The 21,616-nt window shown below is 35.7% G+C and carries 18 protein-coding genes; 10 read left to right on the forward strand and 8 right to left on the reverse strand.

From position 1 onward, the window contains the following. Positions 1-88: 88 nt before the first annotated feature. The 7 genes from H4J75_RS14175 (at position 89) to ybaK (ending at position 4,466) form a co-directional block, all read left to right on the forward strand. A complete protein-coding gene (locus H4J75_RS14175) occupies positions 89-733 on the forward strand; it encodes a GNAT family N-acetyltransferase (RefSeq protein ID WP_182222484.1) in 645 nt (214 codons plus the stop codon). A gap of 296 nt (positions 734-1,029) precedes the next feature. Further along, positions 1,030-1,575: a DUF7010 family protein gene (locus H4J75_RS14180; protein ID WP_182217556.1), complete on the forward strand. Its 546-nt coding sequence runs from the start codon at positions 1,030-1,032 to the stop codon at positions 1,573-1,575. Positions 1,576-1,700: 125 nt separating this feature from the next. Then, positions 1,701-2,294: an HD family hydrolase gene (locus H4J75_RS14185; RefSeq protein ID WP_182222485.1), complete on the forward strand. Its 594-nt coding sequence runs from the start codon at positions 1,701-1,703 to the stop codon at positions 2,292-2,294. A gap of 116 nt (positions 2,295-2,410) precedes the next feature. Beyond that, complete coding sequence (locus tag H4J75_RS14190) at positions 2,411-3,007, forward strand: glutathione S-transferase family protein (RefSeq protein ID WP_182222486.1); 597 nt, start codon at positions 2,411-2,413, stop codon at positions 3,005-3,007. Between the two features lie 108 nt (positions 3,008-3,115). Next, entirely contained in the window at positions 3,116-3,493 is a 378-nt protein-coding gene (locus tag H4J75_RS14195; RefSeq protein WP_182173093.1) for a PH domain-containing protein, read from the forward strand. A 94-nt stretch (positions 3,494-3,587) separates the two neighbouring features. Beyond that, the gene (locus H4J75_RS14200; protein ID WP_310733764.1) at positions 3,588-3,905 is read left to right on the forward strand and encodes a DUF2007 domain-containing protein; all 318 of its coding nucleotides are present in this window, start codon (positions 3,588-3,590) and stop codon (positions 3,903-3,905) included. Between the two features lie 93 nt (positions 3,906-3,998). After that, positions 3,999-4,466: a Cys-tRNA(Pro) deacylase gene (ybaK, locus tag H4J75_RS14205; protein WP_182222487.1), complete on the forward strand. Its 468-nt coding sequence runs from the start codon at positions 3,999-4,001 to the stop codon at positions 4,464-4,466. 53 nt (positions 4,467-4,519) lie between these two features. Here the strand turns inward: ybaK and H4J75_RS14210 are convergent, their stop codons facing one another. The 3 genes from H4J75_RS14210 to H4J75_RS14220 all read right to left on the reverse strand — a co-directional run bounded on the left by H4J75_RS14210 (position 4,520) and on the right by H4J75_RS14220 (position 8,647). Beyond that, complete coding sequence (locus H4J75_RS14210; protein ID WP_182222488.1) at positions 4,520-6,490, reverse strand: LTA synthase family protein; 1,971 nt, start codon at positions 6,488-6,490, stop codon at positions 4,520-4,522. Positions 6,491-6,584: 94 nt separating this feature from the next. Continuing rightward, positions 6,585-6,950: a diacylglycerol kinase gene (locus H4J75_RS14215; RefSeq protein ID WP_182222489.1), complete on the reverse strand. Its 366-nt coding sequence runs from the start codon at positions 6,948-6,950 to the stop codon at positions 6,585-6,587. Further along, a complete protein-coding gene (locus tag H4J75_RS14220; RefSeq protein WP_220465323.1) occupies positions 6,950-8,647 on the reverse strand; it encodes a phosphoethanolamine transferase in 1,698 nt (565 codons plus the stop codon). Before H4J75_RS14220 ends, H4J75_RS14215 begins: the two co-directional genes overlap by 1 nt. A 175-nt stretch (positions 8,648-8,822) precedes the next feature. Between H4J75_RS14220 and H4J75_RS14225 the strand changes: the two genes are divergently transcribed. Then, positions 8,823-9,590 carry a DUF3108 domain-containing protein gene (locus H4J75_RS14225; protein WP_182222490.1) on the forward strand — a complete coding sequence of 256 codons (768 nt, stop codon included), beginning with the start codon at positions 8,823-8,825 and terminating at the stop codon, positions 9,588-9,590. A gap of 666 nt (positions 9,591-10,256) precedes the next feature. Here H4J75_RS14225 and H4J75_RS14230 read toward each other — a convergent pair. The 4 genes from H4J75_RS14230 to H4J75_RS14245 all read right to left on the reverse strand — a co-directional run bounded on the left by H4J75_RS14230 (position 10,257) and on the right by H4J75_RS14245 (position 13,485). Beyond that, on the reverse strand, positions 10,257-10,670 hold the full coding sequence (locus H4J75_RS14230; protein ID WP_182222491.1) for an ACT domain-containing protein: 414 nt from the start codon (positions 10,668-10,670) through the stop codon (positions 10,257-10,259). A gap of 27 nt (positions 10,671-10,697) precedes the next feature. Further along, on the reverse strand, positions 10,698-11,012 hold the full coding sequence (locus H4J75_RS14235) for a multidrug efflux SMR transporter (RefSeq protein ID WP_182222492.1): 315 nt from the start codon (positions 11,010-11,012) through the stop codon (positions 10,698-10,700). 374 nt (positions 11,013-11,386) lie between these two features. Further along, positions 11,387-12,811 (reverse strand): HAMP domain-containing sensor histidine kinase, encoded by a 1,425-nt coding sequence (locus H4J75_RS14240; protein ID WP_182222493.1) that lies wholly within the window; start codon positions 12,809-12,811, stop codon positions 11,387-11,389. Next, entirely contained in the window at positions 12,811-13,485 is a 675-nt protein-coding gene (locus H4J75_RS14245) for a response regulator transcription factor (protein ID WP_182222494.1), read from the reverse strand. The genes H4J75_RS14240 and H4J75_RS14245 overlap by 1 nt, the downstream gene beginning before the upstream one ends. 994 nt (positions 13,486-14,479) lie before the next feature. Here H4J75_RS14245 and H4J75_RS14250 point away from each other — a divergent pair. Then, the gene (locus H4J75_RS14250) at positions 14,480-15,040 is read left to right on the forward strand and encodes a CBS domain-containing protein (RefSeq protein WP_182222495.1); all 561 of its coding nucleotides are present in this window, start codon (positions 14,480-14,482) and stop codon (positions 15,038-15,040) included. Between the two features lie 388 nt (positions 15,041-15,428). Then, positions 15,429-19,988 carry a DUF6701 domain-containing protein gene (locus H4J75_RS14255; RefSeq protein ID WP_182222496.1) on the forward strand — a complete coding sequence of 1,520 codons (4,560 nt, stop codon included), beginning with the start codon at positions 15,429-15,431 and terminating at the stop codon, positions 19,986-19,988. Positions 19,989-20,814: 826 nt separating this feature from the next. On the opposite strand, the gene H4J75_RS14260 is transcribed toward H4J75_RS14255, so the two are convergent. Then, positions 20,815-21,408 carry a hypothetical protein gene (locus H4J75_RS14260; RefSeq protein WP_182216747.1) on the reverse strand — a complete coding sequence of 198 codons (594 nt, stop codon included), beginning with the start codon at positions 21,406-21,408 and terminating at the stop codon, positions 20,815-20,817. Between the last annotated feature and the right edge of the window lie 208 nt (positions 21,409-21,616).

The following is a 21,616-nucleotide window of genomic DNA, read 5'->3' on the forward strand; positions in this document are numbered from 1 at the left end:
TTGAAAGCGTTGGAGTTTTGTTTGACCTTATTCGTTTTTTACTGCTATGGTGATGAAATAAAAATAATAAACGCAAGGATGACAAGGTATGTCAGAAGTAATACGTGATAAAAAAAATCTTGATATAAAAGCTGCTTATTTGTCAGGTGAAGATTTAAAACTCGCTGCCTCTTTATTGTATCAAGCTTATCATGATGATCCTGTTTTTCTAGAAATATTTTCCAATGAAAACAACGAGTACGAACAAAAGTTGCGTGCAGCCATTCGAGAAGAGTTAAGTGCTTTTTGGCATACTAAACAACCTATGGTTGGCTTATACTTGGGGGAGGCAATGGTAGGTGTTGCTTGTTTAAATAGCCCAGATGAAAGTGTTAGTTCAGAGCGATTTTGGCACTGGCGTTTAAAGATGATGCTAGGTGCTGGCTACTTTAGTACCAAACAGATGATTGAAAAAGAAAAAACAGTACTTGCTGCTGTACCAATGAAGAAATTTCATATGCTTGCCTTTATTGCGATTCATCCTTTACATCAACATCATGGCTTTGGTCATTACCTTATGGCAGCCGTCAATACAATATTAGAAGAGCACTCTGCAAGTGAAGGGGTTGCTGTTTATGCGACAACAAAGAAATATCAACAATTTTTTAAAGAAGTTGATTATGAACTGGTTAAAGAGCTCTCTATTGGTAATGTTTCGGGTTCACTGATGATTCATTACCGAAGTAAAAGTTAAACTGATTCTCTTGGTCAACTTTAGATAAATACCAAATTAATATTTGGTATTTTTTTACTTAATTTAAGGTGTTTTTTTACCTAAGTTAAAAATGTAGCGGTTGTATTTTCAAAGTGGCCAATGTTATATTTTGTTGATTAATCAAATTTTTGTGCTTTAACTATCCATTTTAGCTTACAAAAAATGTTCAAACACTAAGTATTAGCTATAGGGTTTTACTCAATATTTTTGTTAAGGATATTATTGTTAGTGAATTGCCGTTAATAGGACATGCATTGCAAAGTTAAGGAGTTTAGATGAAGTTTGAAGCAGCACAGGAAAATATGCGCTTTTCATATTTTGATGGTGGAATTGGTGTATTAGTTTCTGGTTTAATTTGGTGTGCTGCTGGTTCAGTTGCCTTAGTGCATTCGAATCAATTGAGTATGCTAGCATTATTCTTTGGCGGTATGTTTATCCATCCGTTGTCGATGCTATTGTCAAAATACTTTAAACGTCCTGGCAATCACTATCCTAAAAATCCACTTGGCAAACTGGCATTAGAAAGTACAATTATCTTATTTGTTGGTTTATTTTTGGCTTTCTATGTAGCAAAGCTGCAAGTTGAATGGTTTTATCCGATAATGCTGATGATCATTGGTGTACGTTATCTAGTGTTTAATACGCTGTATGGCTTAAAAATATATTGGCTTTTAGGAAGCGTGCTGATATTTTCTGGTATGTTATGTATATTGTTAGGTGCTAATTTTATCATTGGCGCATTTATTGGTGGAGCAACAGAAATTGTCTTCTCACTTGTGATCATTAATCAATCGAAAGGTTTGGTTTTAAACGCCACTTAGTTGCTCATTCCCGCCTCGCCATTATTTGATGATTTGTTGACCACCACTAAGCACGATCTTTTATGCTATAGGCGGCGAACTGTCGTCAAATTATGCTTCATTTACCTTATCATTTTGGAAAAACAATGGAAGAACTCAATAAACAATTAGATTTTATTATTGAATTAGATAGGCTCAAAGGAATTTATCGACAAGCGCTGGTCAAGTCTGATAAAAATAGATTTGAGAACAGTGCAGAGCACAGTTGGCATATTTCATTAACGGCTGAAATACTTCAAGAGTATGCAGTAGAGAAAGTCAATATAGCACGAGTGATGAGTATGTTACTTATTCACGATATTGTCGAGATAGATGCAGGAGATATGTTTGCTTTTTCCGATAAACAAGCACTAGCAGAGCAACAAGAAAAAGAAATTGCTGCAGCAACCCGTATCTTTGGTTTATTGCCGGATAAACAGTTTCAAGCTTTTAATGCCTTATGGTTAGAGTTCGAAGAAGCTAAAACTGTTGATGCTCGATTTGCTAAAGCCATAGACAGCGTTTTACCCTTTTTACAAAATATAAAGAATGAGGGGGGCAGTTGGGTTAAGCATAAGGTTAACAAATCACAGGTACTAAAACGTAATAGTTTTCTTGAAGGACTCGCTCCTCAGTTATGGTTATATGTTTGTCAGCAAATTGATAATGCGGTAGAGCAAGGTTGGTTGTTGGACGAGTAATCGGCATAGCTAGTCAGTAAAGTATTACGCTGTTTGATTACACAAGCTATTATTTATATTGTCGATAATAATTGTTCGAGCAATTATTGCACCGTGGCATGTTTAAGGATAATTTAGTGAAAATATATGCGGATATTCAGTCAGGTAATTGTTATAAAATTAAGCTTGTCACCTCAATTTTAAAGATAGAGCATGAGTGGATTAATATTAATATACTTGCAGGTGATAGTGGCACAGCGCCGTTTTTGAAAAAGAACCCAACAGGAAAAATTCCGTTACTTGAGCTCGATGACGGACGTTTTTTATCAGAATCTAACGCTATTTTGAATTACCTTGCCTCAGGTTCATCACTGTTACCTAAAGATAGATATGAAAATGCAAAGGTACAGCAGTGGCAATTTTTTGAACAATATAGCCATGAGCCATTTATTGCTGTTGCTAGGTTTATTGCTAAATATCTTGGTTTACCTGATAACCGTAAAGCGGAATATCAATCCAAACAAGAAGGGGGTCACAAAGCTCTAAGAATTATGGAGAAGCAATTGGAAATAACACCTTATCTTGTCGGGAGCACATTGACTACCGCTGATATTTCACTTTATGGATATACACACGTAGCAGAAGAGGGTGGTTTTAATCTGCTTGAATATCCTGCGATTCAAATGTGGATCAATAGGGTACAAGCACACCCCAACTATACTGCTATGGCGTAACATCATCGTGGGAAACCATGAAGTTGGAGATAAATGTCACGTTTGTCAATACTGCAAAGCTATGCTGTTAATTACGGTATTCGAAAATTATTTAAATAAGGATTAACTATGATAGATTTTAAAAACTCTTCGGTGTTCAAATTAAAACCAATAGAAATCGAAGATGCGAGAGAAGACTTTCACAAGTTTATGATTGAGGGGGAGTCAATTTTTGCGGCCTTTAAGAGTATTAGAGACCAAGTGGTATTCACAAATAAGCGCATTATTGCCGCCAACGTTCAGGGAATTACCGGTTCAAAGGTCGACTATACTTCTTTGCCTTATAGCAAAATACAGGCTTTTTCAGTTGAGTCATCGGGCACATTAGATTTAGATTGTGAAATAGAAGTCTATGTTAGTGAACTCGGTATGGCTAAATTTGAGATTAAAGGCTCTTTCGATCTTATCCAATTTAATCAGCATATTAGCCAACACGTACTTGCGTAAATTCAGTTTTATTAACAAAGTAATAACAATGAATTTATTGGTTAATATTTTAGCTAACTACACCCTACCTATTAATAACTATCACTAGGGCGAAATGATGAAACTGCTTTATGCTCACGAAAACCATTTTATGGTTAACAATGTTAAAAACCTTATTGAAGCACAACAAATAAGTTGCTTTATTAAAAATGAATTTGCTCAAGGAGCCGTAGGTGAAATATCAGCTTTTGATGCTTGGCCAGAAGTCTGGCTTGTTAATGAGGCTGATTTTGAACGTGCAACAACGATATTAATGTCATATCAGCAGGCTAACAAAGGCGAAGACTGGCTATGTAAAAGCTGCGCCGAAACAAATGATGCTTCCTTTGAGATATGCTGGAACTGTCAGCATGAACATAAAGAGTCGCTTTAAAGAAGCTCTTTAAGTTTGAACATTGTTTTTATAATAATATATTAGCCAACAATTATCAGCGATTTCTTTAGGCTACTCACTTAGGATATTGAAATGACACCAGGAATCAATGTAGCTAAAAAAAATAAAGTTTCACATAAAATACATGAGTATTCTCATGATGAAACCACGGAGTCCTATGGACTCGAAGCAGCCGAAAAATTAGGTGTCATCGAACAACGAATATTCAAAACTTTAGTGGTAATGCTAGATGATAAAAGCTTAGCCGTAGGTATTATTCCGGTTTCCGCTATGCTTAGTATGAAGCTTATTGCAAAAGCTGTTGGAGCTAAAAAAGCTAATATGGCTGATAAGTCTGATGTTGAACGTTCAACGGGGTATGTTCTTGGAGGAGTAAGTCCACTTGGACAAAAAAAAGCACTGAGAACAATTGTTGACGCCTCAGCTAACCATTACGCCTCTATCTATGTGAGTGCAGGCCGGCGAGGATTAGAAATAGAATTGAGCCCCGCCGACTTAATAAAGCTCACGAATGGAATGCTGACGAAAATATGTCAGTGATATCATTAATAAGTTATTAAAAATAATAACTTAAGTTTCGATTACTCAGTCTTTTACTCAGTTTTACTGGAATACCACTGATTTTCATAGGCTAAACTTCCCCATAAAGCATGGGCTAAAGCGATCTCAGCAAGTTTCGCGTTAATTGCTTTAGGTTCTAGTTTCTTTTTCTTTAAAGAATAGTCAAAATTTATTGGTGGCTTTTGTGGTTGCAGTATTGTGACATCCTCATTGGTCATATAGGCAAAGTTATCGGCATATTGCATCATTGCCCTTCCTTTGACCTGGGTATTATTTAAATCACGGCCAATCATAGGGGAATCGTTAGTTACGCCCATTAAGGACAGCAAGGTCGGAGCAAGGTCGATTTGACTTACAATTCTTTCATCAGATAAATGTTTATTGCCTGAATTAAGAATAACGCCTGGAATATGGAAATTTTTAATAGGAACAAGGTCGTTTCCTAACGCTCTAGCATCATGGTCAGCAACAATAATAAATATAGTGTCTTGCCAATAGGGTTGTTTTTTTGCTTGGTCGATAAACTTACCCAGAGCATAGTCTGCATATTGGATCGCCTGATGGCGCAATAGTTCTTTTGAATCGTACAGAGCTAATTGCGCTGTTGAATATGCTAGTGGCGTTATTTTACCTGAGGGTATTTCAAAAGGATCATGATTGCTGGATGAAAAAATAAAACTTAGAAAAGGTTTATCACCTTTGTGTAATTTGCTTAATTCGATATCAGCTTGATTAAACAAGTCTTCATCACTGGCTCCCCACGAACCGACAAACTGAGGGGTTTGTATTTTGTTAAAATCAACAATATCGCTAAAGCCATTGCCTAAAAAGAAACCTTTCATATTATCAAAATGGCTTTCACCACCATAAATAAATTGCGTGGTGTAATTATTTCTCTCAAGTAAACTTGCGATGGTGAAGAAGCCATGCTGAGATTTATCAAGCTTTACTACTGCTCGAGCTGGCGTTGGTGTGAACCCAGTAATAACCGCTTCAATGCCCCTTACAGAGCGTGTACCGGTAGCATATAAATTTTTGAACGCCCAGCCTTCAGTATTTAATTTATCAATTTCAGGCGTAAGTGGTAGCCCTCCTAATGATGAAACAAATTGCGCACCTAAACTCTCTTCTAAAATTATCACTAAATTTTTAGGTTTTCCTTGGTAAACGGGTGCCCTAGCGCTAAAAGAAGGTTGCGCATTATTATTAAAAACTTGTGTATTTAAGCCAGTTTCCTGGCGAACAAGTTTAATAACTTGTTCTGTAGCCATAGTGCCATAAAGTTTTGATGCATACTTTTCATTACCGAACTGTTTATAAGCATGAGCAACACTATAGATTGAATTTAAGGTTAATGAATTAATCAGTGGGTCGGTAGAAAAATAAACGAATGACGGGTTAATAGGGCGATGACCTACAGTACCTCTGGCGCAGAGAAAAAGCACAATAAAGAGCATGATAAATGATAGGGATGATGATGAGGGCGTTACAGCAATTATTGGCTTGTTGGTACGAGTGAGTTTACCTACCGTACGCCAAATAAACGGACTAGACACCATCATTAAGGTACATAATACAACTATGGTCAATAAGTGTCCGTTGAATAACATTTTCATGACTTCATCAGGATAAGCTAAATATTCGATGAATAACCTGTTAGGTCTAAATCCATATTCATTAATAAATGCAGGTGTGGCAAGCTCAAAAAAGAGCACTGCCATAAAAATAAAGAAAAACATTGCTCTTAACGCGCTAAGCCATGTGCTTTGAAATTTAGACAGCATTAGCAAGGGATGAACTATTCCAGGTAAAATTAATAGATAACCTAGCGTGCTTAAGTCGATTTTTAGCCCATTAAGTATCAGGGTAACCATACTGCCAAAATCGGTAAAACGTTCAATTTGCCAAATCGCAAAGCCAAGTCTAGCGACAAAAAGTGTAAAAATTAATAATAATGCAAACAGTAAAAATGGACGAAATAAAGCGGTTGTAGAGGTAAACATCGTTATTAATATCTCTAATAAAACACGATACTTACCTTAAAGTATAAAACTTAAGGAAAGCTTAACTTAAACTGAAGTTAAGCTTTTATGAGCATTACAGAAGTATTATTAGCCAAATGCTACTGGCGACAATAAGGCTGATCATCACTGCTGCAGATCCTAAGTCTTTTGCAAGCCCAGACAATGGATGAATCTCTAAACCAACCCTATCAACAACAGCTTCGATGGCGGTATTTATTATTTCTGTAAATATAACAAAGAGGATCGCCAGGACTAATATCACTTGTTCTTTGAAGCTTATATCAAATACAAAAGACAGTGGTATGGCAATAATAAGCAGTAAAAGCTCTTGTCTAAACGCTGACTCATTGGCGTAAAGCCATTTAAATGCGCGTAGTGAATTTAAAGCCGCTAAATAGACTCTATGAAACCCTTTGGGTTTGTTTATATTGTCAAACACTAGTCTTGAATCTCCATTGGTTTGTCTTGGGTTATAGTGGTGCGTGCTATAGCACCTTGTGATTTACACGCCAGAAAAGGGTCATTATCAATATAATATGCTTTTGTTCGAACTGACATAATACTAAGTAAAGTGTCAAAAACATTGTCATGAGTTATAGGTGATTTTGCTGATGTTTTCAAGCAATTAAGGTCAAAGTCATTTTGCATTGGGTCGTTCCAATAGATCATGGGAACATGGGTTTGCTCCTCTGGAGCGAAGGCGTAGGGCAAACCATGTAAATAAAGTCCATTCTCACCAAGTGATTCGCCATGATCTGAAATATAAAGCAAAGAAGTTTCAATATCATTTTTCTCAGCCACCTGATTTAACTCATTAATAATTTTTGAGAGTACCAAGTCGGTATAAGCGATAGTGTTGTCATAACTGTTAATAAGTTGCTCTTGTGTACAATTTTGAATATCGCTGCGTTGACAATCAGGAGTGAAAATACGTTTGTCTTTAGGGTAGCGTTTAAAATAAGTGGGTCCGTGAGAGCCAATCATATGCAGTATAATCATGGTGTTTTTATGGGTTAGCTCATTAAGCTTACTTTTTAAGGGCGCTAAAAGTGCTTCGTCATAGCAGTACTCACCATCACACAAAGGGTTTGATTGGTTAGTATCTATTTGTTTCGTTTTTACCCGCGTACAAACGCCTTTACAACTGCCGTTATTATTACTTATCCATAAAACGTCAGCCCCCGCTAAGTGAATAAGATCTACAACATTTTGTTGTGCCATCGCAACACGTTTGTCATAACCCGTTTTATTTAATCTTGAAAACATGCAGGGGACAGAAACAGCCGTTGCCGTTCCACATGAACTCATATTTGAGAAAGAGACAACACCTTGTTTTTCGGTATATGGGTTAGTCCGTTTACCATAGCCATTTAGTGAAAAACTTTGAGCGCGAGCTGTTTCCCCTAATACCATTACGGTGACATGCTTTTTCTGACTGTCACGCACTATTGATGGCGTTGTATCTAAGACCTTAAATTCTAATGGTGGGTAAAAATAATGATTTCGGACAAATTTGAATGACGAAACCACCATTTTATAAGGGATGATGTAAGTAATAAGGTCTTTATTATTTCTGCCAACAGCCGCGTAATTTGAATAGAAAAAGACGCCTATTAAAAAGACCGAGATAAGACTTAGGCTAATGATTTTTAGTCGACTTAACAGTTCTTTGAAAAAGGGCTTATAAATTAATTGTACCGAATAAATAATGAAAGAGGGGAGCAATCCAAAAAATATAAAGAATATAATAGCGTGAAAATTTATGTAGGACCACGCTTCAGCCGTGTCGGTTTCTATAGTATTTTGCACCATACCGTAATCAAAAACGATCCCGTATGAAATGGTGCCATAAAATATTAAAGCAGAACAAATCACCGTAGCGATCAACAAAGGTTTAGTTAACCATCTAAATGAAAAAAGCCCTTGAATGATCATGGTTAACGCTAATAAAAATATTGGCAATGACACCAGAAAGAATAAATTATAGTTATCAAGCGCCGTAATAATCGTTGTGGATTTGATCAAAAAAGGTAAATTCAAGATCAGTGCTATGTAGCAACTGGTAAAGAACAATAATTGATTCGTTGTTAATTTTATATTGTTGAAATAAGAGATATATTTAATTATTAAATTCATAAAAACACCTATGGGTTAGTGTCTTCATAGTAATAATACAAACTTAAGGTTCGCTTAGGCTAAACTGAAAATAGCCTTTAAGATAAAAATCAATTTACCTTGGACGTGATTTACGCTAAAAAGAGAACGTTTTCCATGTGATTTTTCTGCATCACCACCACAAGGTACTATTTGGATGTTTCTCTACTCTCATTTTTTACGCTCAACTTATATTCGAACTTATATATTGTCCTGTTTAGTTATGGTCAGTTGTTATGCACAAAGTACAGAGAAATCCACTGTAGCGAATAATGCCACTTTGGCAGAATATACAGCGCATTATACCGTTTATCGAAAAGGTGATAAATATGGAACAGCAGAGCGGATGTTATCAAAAACTGCTGATAATCAGTATAAATTGACATTTAAAACGGAGGCTTCAAAATATTTTTATGTCATTAATACCGAAGAATCTAGTGAGTTTTCATATGATGCTCAACAGATAAAACCAATAAAATATACCAGCAAAGATGAGCGAACATTTAAGAAGACAAAGAATCAAACGATTGAATTTGATTATGCTAACCAACTTGTTTTAGGGAGCGATACCGCTGAACAATGGTCGCTTGCTTTAAAAGCTAATATACTCGACCCGTTATTAGTTATCGAGAAATTGAGCCATGACTTACAAAAAAAAGAACAGCATTTAGAATATTTTGTTTATGATGATAATTCAGTTAAAAGTTATATATTTGAATATTCAGGTAGAGAAAAAATTAAGACACCAATGGGGCTGGTTGATACGTTAAAGGTTTCTCGAGTAAAAACCAATAGCTCAAGAAAAACCCATTTTTGGTTAAGTGTCGAGCATAACTTTATTCCTTTTAGAGTAGAGCAAGAAAAAGAAGGTAAAGAAGTTGCAACACTCGAATTAAAAAAATTGATAATACCTGCCGTAAACTAGAAGAATCTTAAATAGGTGATTTTAGCGTTTACCTATTCGGTTAAAGCGTGACTAGATTAAAATTCAAGCCTCAGTTTAGTCAAAAGGCGAAGAGCTTTTTGATTTAAGCTGTCTTTTATAAAAATTAAGATTAATATTTTTAAATTGAGTCATGTCATCTGACATTCGCTATTAAATCGATAGCTTAGATAAAAGGTGGTCAGTGTTAAAAGACAGATTTGTAACGAAACTGAACGACATTGGCATTTATTTCAATAATAGGTACTTCTTTGGGCATTATTTTTTTTGAATAATAACATCAGTTATGCCACCCAATAACATTAGAACTTCGGTTATTACCATTGACTACTGCGACTACATAACATTGGCCAGCTAATGTTATGTAGGTTAACCACCAACTTTCAGAAATAAATCATCATCATTTCTGAAAAAGAGTCGTTAATACTCATTTTTATAATAGTAACTGTTCCGATTAAGCGACGTTAGCATCAATATATTATTAGGACACTGAGCATAATCATAAGTCATAGATGCGGATTTATCCTAACTGGCAACTAAGCCAATATTGAAGTCATTAGGGTTTTAAATTTGAAAGGCAACCTCTGACAAAGTAGATACTTCAGCAGTATACAAACCATGTAATGCCTTTCAATAACCAGTACGGTATTAACCTGCAATGCCTTGTTGAGTCAGTGCGTTAAGATCAATTAATGCTTGTTCTGCATCCTTAACGGCAATAAAAACATGATCATGATAGTAAGCAGCAACCACATTTGCACTAATATTGGATTGCGTCAATTTAGTAGAAACCGCAGCGGTTAACCCAACTGCATCAAGGCTTGAATGTACATTCAATGTAATACATTTAAAAACACCAGAGTAAGAAATGCCAAATTCATCGGCTTTTTCTTTCGTCAATATAACGGTTAGTCCTTCCTTTTCTTGAAAAGTACTTAAAGGGTTTAGCAATAATACTTGTTGATAATCATATGTCTCAAGAGTACCAAACACATATTCATTTTCGACTAAAACAGGCGTCATAGACGCGATTAATTTTGCTAAGTTTTTTTCACCAGACATATATATTTCCTAAGTTTAATTTTTGTATTAATTAGATATTTTTAGACCAACCACACCAACAAAGATCAAACAAAAGAAAAACAATTGTTGAATTGAAAGTGGTTGTTCAAAAAAGTAATGGTTTATGATTGAAATTGATGACGCACCTATAGCTAACCAAACGAGGTATGCTTGGCTAACAGGAATGTCTTTTAATGCTATTGAGAACAACACTAAGCTAAGCGCCATTGAAAGAACAGCGAATATTACATATGGGATATTTGTAAAAGATTCTGATTTTTGAATACCAACTAACCAGCCAGCTTCTAAAATTCCTGCGAGAAATAAGATGAACCAATACATATAGACACTCTATTAAATTTAGGGGTCGTCCCCTGAAAAAATAGAGCGGTGAGGTCGTCCCCACATCGATACTGATTTAACGCACTGGCACATTAACAAATAAAATTGATAAAGGGAAATAGCTATTATATCTACTTATGATCGTTATGGGGGCATCGTTAAAGTTAAAAGTTTTATATCATCAATGTTTGACAAAATATTAATGGCAGCTTAGTTGCCTTGTAACTACCTTGACGTTTACGAATTATCGTAGCTTTATCGCAAATATTTAATTTTAAAGCGGTAAACATAAATGCAATTGAGTGGTACTGATGGTCGTTATTTTTCATAACGCCACAAGCTTAGTCATAGGCTAGATAAAATAATACCGTAGATCATATTATAATAGTAAAAGTAATACGTTGGTCAGGTGCTATTGCTACGTCTAAAATAGCCCCTATTCTCTCACAGTAAGATTTAACAATTGCTAAACCTAGCCCGTACCTTTCTTCGGATGTTCTTGATGAATCTTTTTGCCACAAAGGTTCAAAAAACATCGTTAAGTCTTGTTCTGAATATTCAAAACTGCTGACGTTTGAAATATCCAGCCGTATTTTATTGGTATTTTTTTCTGGTCTTACGGCAATAATCACCGGAGTTGTTTCTGGGCTATAGTAGAGCGCATTATTAATCAGATTAGTTAGCACAGTAGTGAAAGCAAATTCATTGGTCTGAATATAACCACATTGCTTACTAAAGCTAAGGGTAATATTTCTGCACTGCTTATTTTCAGAGACCATGATTGTCTTAAGTAACAGCTCAACATTTACTTGTTGTTTCTCTAATTCAGCTTGATAAGTACTTTTTTGCAATAAAAGTATCCCATTGACGATATTTCTTAATCGCTGTGTGATCGCAAGTACATCCGTCTTAAAGCTTGCGGCTAACTGCTCTTCATGAGGGAATTTTATTGCAACTTCACTTAAATTAAGTAACTCGGCGATTGGCGTTTTTAACTCATGTGCAATATCAGAGGTAATTCTTTTTTCTCTGGAATAAAGAATTTTATTCTCGCTGATAAAATGGTTAATTCCGTCTGCTATTGCGATAAGTTCTTCGGGGAGTTGGCTAGTTGATATGGTGCTAATTTCAGAATTTAAATTAATCTGTTTCAGTTTGATATTTAACTCATCGAGCGGTTTTAACCCTCGCTCAACAACATTAAAAACGATAATCCTTACCGCGATAACCGCGAAAATCGAGGTCAATATAAAAATAATATCAACAAACCAAAGAATTTGATTTAAGCCCTCGTTACTCGTTGCATAGGCCAACTCCATTGGCTTTTGAGTTTTTGCAAAGAACGCTTTTGTTATTCCGTATTCTTCTCTAACATCACTGTCGATTTGAGGGATGAATTTTGTGAAATACATCCGGCCAGAACGCCCATCGGGTAGGGTTATATTTGTTATTGATGATTTGTGTAGTGTAACGTCTAACTTGGGTAAGTCGTTATTTTCAAAAAGCTTAAGTGTTTCAGAGCGCTCAAATACCTTGTCATCTCGCCATAATTGAAAATATTCAGGATCGTTAGCCCCTGAAAACTCAGGCATAAACTCATCAGCAAAATCAAAATCTACTTTGTCAGGATGCTCGCTTACTAAGGTTTCTAATAAACCGGCTTTATTAATCATCGCGCGGTCAAACTGACTGCTGATCCAACTATCAACACTAATATCAGTAATTAAAAAGAGCGAGACTAACAATATCGATATTGATATTGATATATATCGACTTAACTTTTTCTTAATAGAAGTCATTAATTTTTCTCAACAAAATAGCCGAAACCACGCTTGGTTTTTATGGGTAAATCATGCCCTATATCTCTCACTTTTTTTCGGGTAGTTGATAAATGGGCTTCAATGGAATTTTTTGCTACTGCATTGTACTGGCCGGCTAGATAGTCACTTAGTTTTTCAGGAGAGACGACTTTACCTTGATTGGTAAATAAACATTCAACAAGCTTATATTCATTAGGTGTTAAATGGGCATTGATGCCATTGCATAGCAATTGTTTTAAATGAATGTCTAATGAAAAAACGCCAATATTAATTTTGCTGTCATTTATATTTAAGCTGCCTCTGCGCATTAAGCAAAGCAGACGAACATGAAGTTCATCGAATGAAAAGGGTTTTGTTAAATAGTCATCAGCGCCATTTAATAAGCCTGAAATTTTATCCTCAGTCAGATCTCTTGCTGATAGTATCAGTACTCTAAGGTCTTTATTGGCTTTTCTTATAGCTTTTAATATTGCAGTGCCATCAACTGATGGCAGCATCAAATCAAGTATTAGTAGCGAGTAATCACCAGCTAAAGCCATACTTAGGCCTTCAGAGCCATCGCCAGTATCATCTACCGTGAAACCTAAGTTTGACAGCCCTATTTTTAGACTTCTTCTTAACGAAGTTGAATCTTCAATAATTAATATTTTCAAGGTAAGCCTACAATAAACAGTTTCTCTTTGTAGAAGATAGCAGAGTTAACTTAAGATTTGCTGAGTTTTTGCTTAGATTATGCTGTTAGATATAACCGGCAGATAGCCTAAATAAGCGCTATTTAAAGCGTTACTTGAAGAGAAATTACTTGTGAAAAAGTAACTTGAAAATCATAGAAATAAAAAATTACATTTACTGACTTGAAAAAATAAACTTGTCACTCAATATCTATTAAATAATAATTTATTTTGAGAACCGCTTGAGTAAATTTATCTTCGCCATTTTTTTATTTTTTATAACCAGCTCCCATGGAGAGCTAGGATATAGTATTGGCGATGAAATAAACTCGAACATTGCTCAACAATTTACTCTTGAAATCTTCACTGATATCGCGTGTGATACAGAACCTGATGTATTGCTTATCAGCAATAAAACAAATAATCGCATCAACCAAGTTACCTATCTATTTAAAATCTCAACAAACAAAAATATCATATTATTGAATGACAAATTTCAATACCTGCACCCAAGAGCTCCTCCCTTAAAAATCGTATAAATTTCATTGCTTTTAATCAGGCCATTTAAATATTGATTTTTGACCTAATCTCGACAATTTTTTGTGGAGATTTATTTAAGATGCTATCAACGATATTTTGTTATTAAACGTAGGACGCAAAATTAAAATCCTACGTTAATAAAATCGTATAAACCTTAGTATACACACACATTTAATTCATTGTGTTCACGTTACTTTTGAGCTTGATAGTTGTCGAAAAGGTCATGCTAAGTTCGGCTGTCATATTTCATTTACTAGGCAGAAAAAACATCAATATAAAAGTGATTTTTAATTATACAAAAGATGCTTTTAATCAAGCGTTTAATTAACTGAGTAACACGATTAAAACCTTGATTAAGCAGCAGGAAAATATCATTTATTTAGTATGTGTTTTTCTGTTACAGACAAGATGATTCTTAATAAAGTGAGTAGTAATTATGACCAGTTTACAGTTATTTGATTTAGATTTAATAGACAAGATTATATCACCAGAAGATTTTAACAATATATCTTTAACATCGCCAGCTACAGATATCTTTACTGATTTTAAAGAACATAAGGCGTTAGTGATTGAAGGGGATACTGATGCTGCCGATACTTTAAAGTTGATGCTCAAAGCACATGTAAAAATGAAAATAGTTGTGTCAACAAACAATGATTTTTTAGGTATAGTGAGTACCAATGAGTTGTCAGAGCAAAGTATCGTAGCAGAAGTTGCGAAGGGCATTGCTAGAGATGAAATACTAGTAAAAGATATGATGATACCAAGGTCTATGCTACACGCACTTGATTACAAAGATATTGAAAATGCTAAGGTTAATGATGTTGTTTCAACATTAAAAAATTATGGATTACGCCATTGTTTAGTTGTTGATAGGAGTAATCACCATATAAGAGGTGTTATATCTTCGAGTGATATTGCGCGTAAATTACATTTACATATTGATATTATTACTAAAACCTCATTTAAAGATATTTTTGAGGTAATTCATGGATAGATATTAACGACCATAAAGATAAATAATATCTTTATGGTCTCGTTATTTAACAGGTTTATTAACAGTCGTAAGCTATAGGTTGTTTGAATCAGTAAAAATGGATACAAGTGAGTATCCATTTTTATTTAGTGGTCAGTCAATTTCACCTCTTTATATTGCAACTTTAGCTACTTAGCGTTACCTTTGCTTTATTTTGTTAACATTGCCTATATTTTATTTTTTGCCAAGACAGAGTTTTGATGATGAAAGCTTTCATCAAGCGACCAAACTTATTTGTTGTAAAAATGGCAACTTGTTGATAAAGCAAAATACAATCTAAGATTATGTCAATATGTAGATGCATTTTAAATGCTTGTTCTAGTCAGATAGTATAGGGAAGGATCACACCGTGAAAAACGTATTAATATTAGCTATTTTGTTACTTTGTTTTTCACTGCCGAGTCAAGCTGAGAGAGTTATTAATAGTGTACTACTTAATGGTACTCCAACTACAATAGTTTCAGCGAGCGAAACAATATCAGTGCTACTTAATGTCACTACCGATGGGAACGGTGATAATGGGCGTTGGCGATCCACTTCTTACATATTAAATGGTACGACTACTTGCAATAATGACGCTAATATAGAACGTGCGGGCACTTATAATCGTGGTTTTGATATTACTGCACCTTCAACAGCAGGTAGTTATACTATTTCTTTTTATGCCTATAGAAAAGATGGTTGTGACACCAACAAAGAAAGTGATGTTTTTTCAATTACATTTGGTATTACGGTGATTGGAAATGAGCCCGATATTTCTGTTGATGATATAAGTATTGATGCTGGCGATATTGCCACTTTTACTATTGAGCTGACGAGTAGTTACTCCGAAGATATTACCTTGGATTATGCCACCTCAAATGGTGCTGCTACTTCAGGAACTGATTATACGAGCGCTAATGGCACGGTAACGATATTCGAGGGTGATATCTCTAGTACAGTAAATATTATTACTTCACCTTTAGGGAGTGGTGACTTTACTCTTACATTAAGTAATGCAAGTGCAGGTTCTATCACTGATGCAACTGCTACTGGAACAATTGTTAAAGCCGCGAGTTTAATCTTAGATTACCGTTTTGATGATTGCAGCTACACTGGGGCTGATGATGAGGTTTTTGATCAAACGGGAGATTATTCTGGTAAAACCTTTGGTGTATCAGATCCTGTTGATGATGCTGTTATTAATCGGTCACTCGACTTAACTGCTGATGGCATTAATGACTGGGTTATGGTGCCTAGTGGTTCTGTTAATGGCCTAGATGACTTCTCGGTGAGTTTCTGGGTTAATACAACTGTAGATAAAGCTCAGCAGGAAGTTTTTCATGCATTAGGTGATAATGAAAACGATGATGAATTAGAGGTGTTCCTTAAAGATGAATACGAAGTTTATATTAAAGTTAGAGATAACAGTGAAACCTTAACAAGTAGTATCGAACTCACTGATGGCTCATGGCATCATATTGCCCTTACCCGAAGGGGTGAAGATGTTTGCTTATTTGTTGATGGTAATGAACAAGATTGTGATGATGGTGTTAATAGCGGTGTTTTATCTGTCACTAATAGTAATGCAATTGTTATTGGCCAAGAACAAGATGAATTTGGTGGTGACTTTTCTGTGGCTCAAGGTTTTGAAGGAAAACTAGATGAGTTTCAAATTTATGATGCTGTACTTAACTCCGATAGAATAGCTAATATATATGCCAAGCAAAAAGCCGGTGACAATGCCGATGGCTCAACGCGCGACCCAGTAGCTTGTGGCGAAATTGAAGTGGTCGCAGGGCGTATTACCTTAAATAACACAGCAGATAACCCTTCATTTACTCATGTTTGTTTTGATACACCTTTTTCAGTTGCTCCAGTGGTTTTTAGTTTACCTACTACTGCGAGTAATAGTGATCGCCTTGCACTTAGGATCAGCAATGTTACAGAAAGTGGTTTTGATATTGCTCAGGTGGAATCACCAGAAAAAGCCAACCCTAGCGCACCCGCAGGTAACATAGCTCAAACAGTAGATTTTTTGGCTATTGTAGAAGGAGATTATGATCTAGATGGAGGTGCTAAAATGCGGGTGAGCACATTGGATACTAAACGTTTTCAAGGGAGATATTTTAGCGGTAGTTCTTGGGATACTGTTGATATTACCGATTTAGGGTTTTCACAACCACCCTCTATCATTGCATCCATTCAGACAATGAATAATGAACCCAACGTAAATAATCCAGACGGCCCTTTCCCTATTTCAGAGCCCTTTTTAGTTACCGCTATTAGAAGTGTTACTAAAACTCAGTTTAATATGGCTTTAGATCGAGCAGAAACAAACACAGGAACTATTGCTTCCAATGAAACCATAGGTTATTTGGCTATTACCCAAGGTGTTATTGGACAGCTAACGGATGATATAAGATATGAATCTTTTCAAACAGGCAATAATATCGAAGGTCTAAATAGTTGCCGTATATTCAACTTAATTGGCAGTTATAGCGACAACCCACTTATTATTGCCACCCAGAACACTCGTAATGGTGGTGACGGTGGTTGGCTAAAACGGTGTGCTATCTCACCTGTAAATGTTGGGTTTAGTATTGTCGAAGACAGTGACAGAGACACTGATACTTATCACACAAATGAACAAGCTGGTGGTCTAGCATTGGTCGGTACTTTCAAGGATTTTACCAATAACTGTGGTGATCCTATTATTGATCACTACGAAATTGAACATGATGGGAGTGGTTTAACTTGTGAAGCTGAAAGTATCATCATAAAAGCTTGTGCAGATGCCGATTGTAATACAGTTAACTTAGACGCTACGGACGTAGAACTAGCAATTAATGGTATGGTAAATCAAACAGTGACCGTTGTTGGTCGCACCGGTGTCAGTTTTGACTTCACCAATCCAGGAGCGGCTACATTAAGCTTAGATCAAACTTATAAGTGTAAAAATGATGCTTCAGCAAGCTGTGATGTAGTTTTTGAAGATACTGGTTTTCGATTTTTCTCCGATACAGAAGGGACAGCTATTCCAGAGCAATTATCAGCCAAGCCCTCAAATACTGGTTATAAAGCGAGTACATTAAAAGTACAAGCGGTAAAGAAAAACCCTACAACGGGTGCTTGTCAGGCAGCATTTATTGATAGCAACACTATTGAAATGCTAGCAACTTGTGTTGACCCTAACGAGTGTGCAGGTAGCCAAGTAACAATCAATAACTTAAGCACTGATATCCCTATTAAAACTTTAAATAATGCGGCGAGCAAAACGTATACGGGTGTGGCTCTTAATTTTAGTAACGAAGCCGTAAACAGTGCAGAATTTATTTTTACTTATCCTGATGCGGGCAAAGTACAACTTCATGCTAGATATAATATTCGTGATGAAAATGGCGACCCAACAGGTAATTATATGCTCGGTTCGTCTAGCGCTTTTGTGGTTAGGCCGCTTGGGTTTTATATTAATGTTAATGGCAACCCAAAAGCACAGAGTGCTAATCAAGTTAATAGTGCTTTTAAAAAAGCAGGGGATGATTTTACTACAAGTTTAACAGCCGTACAGTGGCAAGCCACAGATGACAGTGATGGAAATGGAATACCAGATACAGGTGCTGATTTATCTGATAATACCACTACTGTTAACTTTGGTAATGAAGCCACATCAGAAAACGCTATTATAACCGATAGCCTTTATCTGCCAACCCTAGGTACAGAAGGGGTTTTAACCAATGTCAGTTTTACTGATTTTAGTAATGGTATTGCTACTAATGGTGTTAATAATAATAAAAGTATGACTTATGACGAAGTAGGTATTGTCAAATTTGCTGCAAATTTAACGAATGGTACTTATTTAGGGGCAGGTGATATTACAGGAGTAGCACCTTATGTTGGTCGCTTTATCCCTCATCATTTTGAATTAACAACGGGTCTGGATGGCGATCTAATGTCGGTTTGTGATATTAATAACCCCTTTCCAGCAATGACTTTCGCTTATAGCGGGCAAATGAGTAGAACATCGACATCATCAATTTCAAGTAAAGGATCGTTGCAATATCAATTTGCTCCTGAATTATTCATTACGGCAAAATCATCAATCTGTCCTAGTGGAACTTGCACAACAACAAGTAATTACACGGGAGATTTCATAAAACTTTTACCGAGTAATGTTACCTATATTACGCCAACAGAAGATGCTGACACTCTTGATTTACTTGGTGCGAAAGTTAAGCTTACTGCCAATTTAAGTGAAGGGGTTTTTCTTGAAGAGAGCGGAGGAGTTATTACTTACGCATTTAACGCTGAGGATAACTTTGTTTACCTTCGAGATCAAAATACAGAGATAACTCCTTTCCCAGCTAAAATAGAATTAGGAATTGCAGCCGTAAGTGACACAGATAGCGTAGTCGCTATTGACAGTGATGGTGATACCGATAATGGTCGCTTATGGGCTTTGAACCCTGAAGGGAAAGAAATTCGTTTTGGTCGAGCTTCTCTTAACAACAGCTTTGGTCCAGAAACGTCCCGTATAGGGCAAGTTTTATCAGTAGAGTATTTTGATGGCACTAACTTTGTTTTAGCTGATACTGATACTTGTATCCAATACAATTCGACTAATGTTAGTTTCGGCTCGCTTAATGATGTTGGCCTTGATTCTGCTGATATTCCTGCTGTTTCGGGTGCATTTGTAGATATTGATGATTTACCTAATGGCGTAACGCGACAAATTGTTTTACCTGCTGTAGCATCAGGGAATCAAGGAAAGGTAGAAGTCATCTATAACATATATCCATGGCTGCAATACGATTGGCACTGGAATGGTGTAGAAGTGAAAACTTTAAATGAAAACCCTAGCGCGATAGCCACCTTTGGAGTCTTTAGAGGAAATGATCGAGTTATCTTGTGGCGAGAAGTTATTAACTAATCATAGGTGGGCATAGTTAACAAAATAGCTTTGTGCCTTTATTATTTAAAGGATGAAATATAAACCCTATGCTCTAACAACCGCTCTCTAAATTATTAAAGTTTGGGTAGAAAACGTTTATTGCTAGACATCACGCTTAAAAATAACCTTTTTAATCGTCTCATTAATATTTTTGGCATACGCTAATTAGTCATATTAAAAATGCTTTTTAAACCACTTTAATACCGCATATACTCCGCGCTGATCCTGTTCGATGGTCGGCGAGTGACTCGTATCCTCAAACTCTATATATTGAGATTCAACTCCAGGGGATTGACCTTCTCTAAACGTAATTCCCCCTTAAACAATCGCTACATCCTTGTCTGCGTTACCCTGTATGATTAAGGAGGGAGGATCTGCACAATTATGGATCTTCATGAATAATTAGAACTCTCGTTCAGGATTTTCTTGGCTGTAGCTAGATTGAGTTAAATCGATTGAAAAATTTTCGTCAAAAATCGTGAGAAAACTATAAAAAACGTCACAAAAAATAAGGAAATTTAAAAACCTCCTAAGCTATGTACTGAATGGTCACTTATTAGCCAAAAGCGGAAGTTAGCTTTTGAGTTACTAACGGCAGAACTGGTCTGAGCTACTACAACAAATTTTATTTATTTGTACTCTAAAATTCACTTAATATTGAACGTACAATTATGTTCCCAATTTCAAAAGCGGACATTAGAATCATCTTGGATGCACCGAAATTAGATTGTTAACTTTAAGGTCATATATCCCCAAAAGTGCTATAGAGTTATAAGAATTTTCACAAAAGTAAAGTCGTATAATATTAATCTTCAGGTATATAACTGCAATCATCTGAATTAAGACCTAACTGATATTCACTTGATTTAGTGTCCAGCCAATTCACTAATTCTTTTGCAGAAGGTGAAAGATTAACTTGTGCCAATCCACCAGTTTTCTCTAGTAGAGTTGGAGTATACATTTGAGTGTTTATATTAAAATAAAAGCTAAAAAAACGTATACTTCCAGAATCATGACAACGTTGCTGCGACTCAGTAAAATTATGAGAAGTCACCCGACTGGCAATACTTTTAATTTCCTTGATAACTTCAATATCTAAAGTTTCAAGTAAAGTCCCAGCGCCCCCCATCACTTTAGTGAGTTCTATTTCTGACTGCTCTGCCACTTCATTTACTGAAAGGTAACCATCATTATCCCCTTTATCATGATAATAATGATAAAAGTTGCCTTCAATATCAACAAAAATCCCTGCATGACTTGCCCCCCATGCATAGTTATCATAGGTCACAGCCAGTAAATATTTTTGTTCAGCTATTGGCTCTGCTTTTTCTTCTGAATCACCCTGACAAGCGTTAATAAAACAGATAATTACAAGTATCAAAAGATTGTTAATTTTCATTTTATATCTCAATTAGTTTAATTTTAAGTCAACCGTTTATTGTACGCTCAGATGATATTGGTAATTATTATACTCTAACAACACCTGAGCTTAATTTATTACAAATCGCCACCACCGCCACCACAACTAGCATTTACTAAAGTTGACGTTGCTGTGCCACAGTCACCCATATGGTTACAGACTCTTGCTTTAAAATATTGCAAACCAC

It is taken from the genome of Colwellia sp. BRX10-1 (assembly GCF_014077545.1).
In the GTDB taxonomy this organism is placed as follows: Bacteria; Pseudomonadota; Gammaproteobacteria; order Enterobacterales; family Alteromonadaceae; genus Colwellia_A.

What these genes read in the sequence shown, in the direction of transcription:
- H4J75_RS14175 (WP_182222484.1), top strand. Translation starts at nt 89, where the DNA reads ATGTCAGAAGTAATACGTGATAAAAAAAATCTTGATATAAAAGCTGCT.
- H4J75_RS14180 (WP_182217556.1), top strand. Translation starts at nt 1,030, where the DNA reads ATGAAGTTTGAAGCAGCACAGGAAAATATGCGCTTTTCATATTTTGAT.
- H4J75_RS14185 (WP_182222485.1), top strand. Translation starts at nt 1,701, where the DNA reads ATGGAAGAACTCAATAAACAATTAGATTTTATTATTGAATTAGATAGG.
- H4J75_RS14195 (WP_182173093.1), top strand. Translation starts at nt 3,116, where the DNA reads ATGATAGATTTTAAAAACTCTTCGGTGTTCAAATTAAAACCAATAGAA.
- H4J75_RS14200 (WP_310733764.1), top strand. Translation starts at nt 3,588, where the DNA reads ATGATGAAACTGCTTTATGCTCACGAAAACCATTTTATGGTTAACAAT.
- ybaK (WP_182222487.1), top strand. Translation starts at nt 3,999, where the DNA reads ATGACACCAGGAATCAATGTAGCTAAAAAAAATAAAGTTTCACATAAA.
- H4J75_RS14210 (WP_182222488.1), bottom strand. Translation starts at nt 6,490, where the DNA reads ATGTTTACCTCTACAACCGCTTTATTTCGTCCATTTTTACTGTTTGCA.
- H4J75_RS14220 (WP_220465323.1), bottom strand. Translation starts at nt 8,647, where the DNA reads ATGAATTTAATAATTAAATATATCTCTTATTTCAACAATATAAAATTA.
- H4J75_RS14225 (WP_182222490.1), top strand. Translation starts at nt 8,823, where the DNA reads ATGTTTCTCTACTCTCATTTTTTACGCTCAACTTATATTCGAACTTAT.
- H4J75_RS14230 (WP_182222491.1), bottom strand. Translation starts at nt 10,670, where the DNA reads ATGTCTGGTGAAAAAAACTTAGCAAAATTAATCGCGTCTATGACGCCT.
- H4J75_RS14235 (WP_182222492.1), bottom strand. Translation starts at nt 11,012, where the DNA reads ATGTATTGGTTCATCTTATTTCTCGCAGGAATTTTAGAAGCTGGCTGG.
- H4J75_RS14240 (WP_182222493.1), bottom strand. Translation starts at nt 12,811, where the DNA reads ATGACTTCTATTAAGAAAAAGTTAAGTCGATATATATCAATATCAATA.
- H4J75_RS14250 (WP_182222495.1), top strand. Translation starts at nt 14,480, where the DNA reads ATGACCAGTTTACAGTTATTTGATTTAGATTTAATAGACAAGATTATA.
- H4J75_RS14260 (WP_182216747.1), bottom strand. Translation starts at nt 21,408, where the DNA reads ATGAAAATTAACAATCTTTTGATACTTGTAATTATCTGTTTTATTAAC.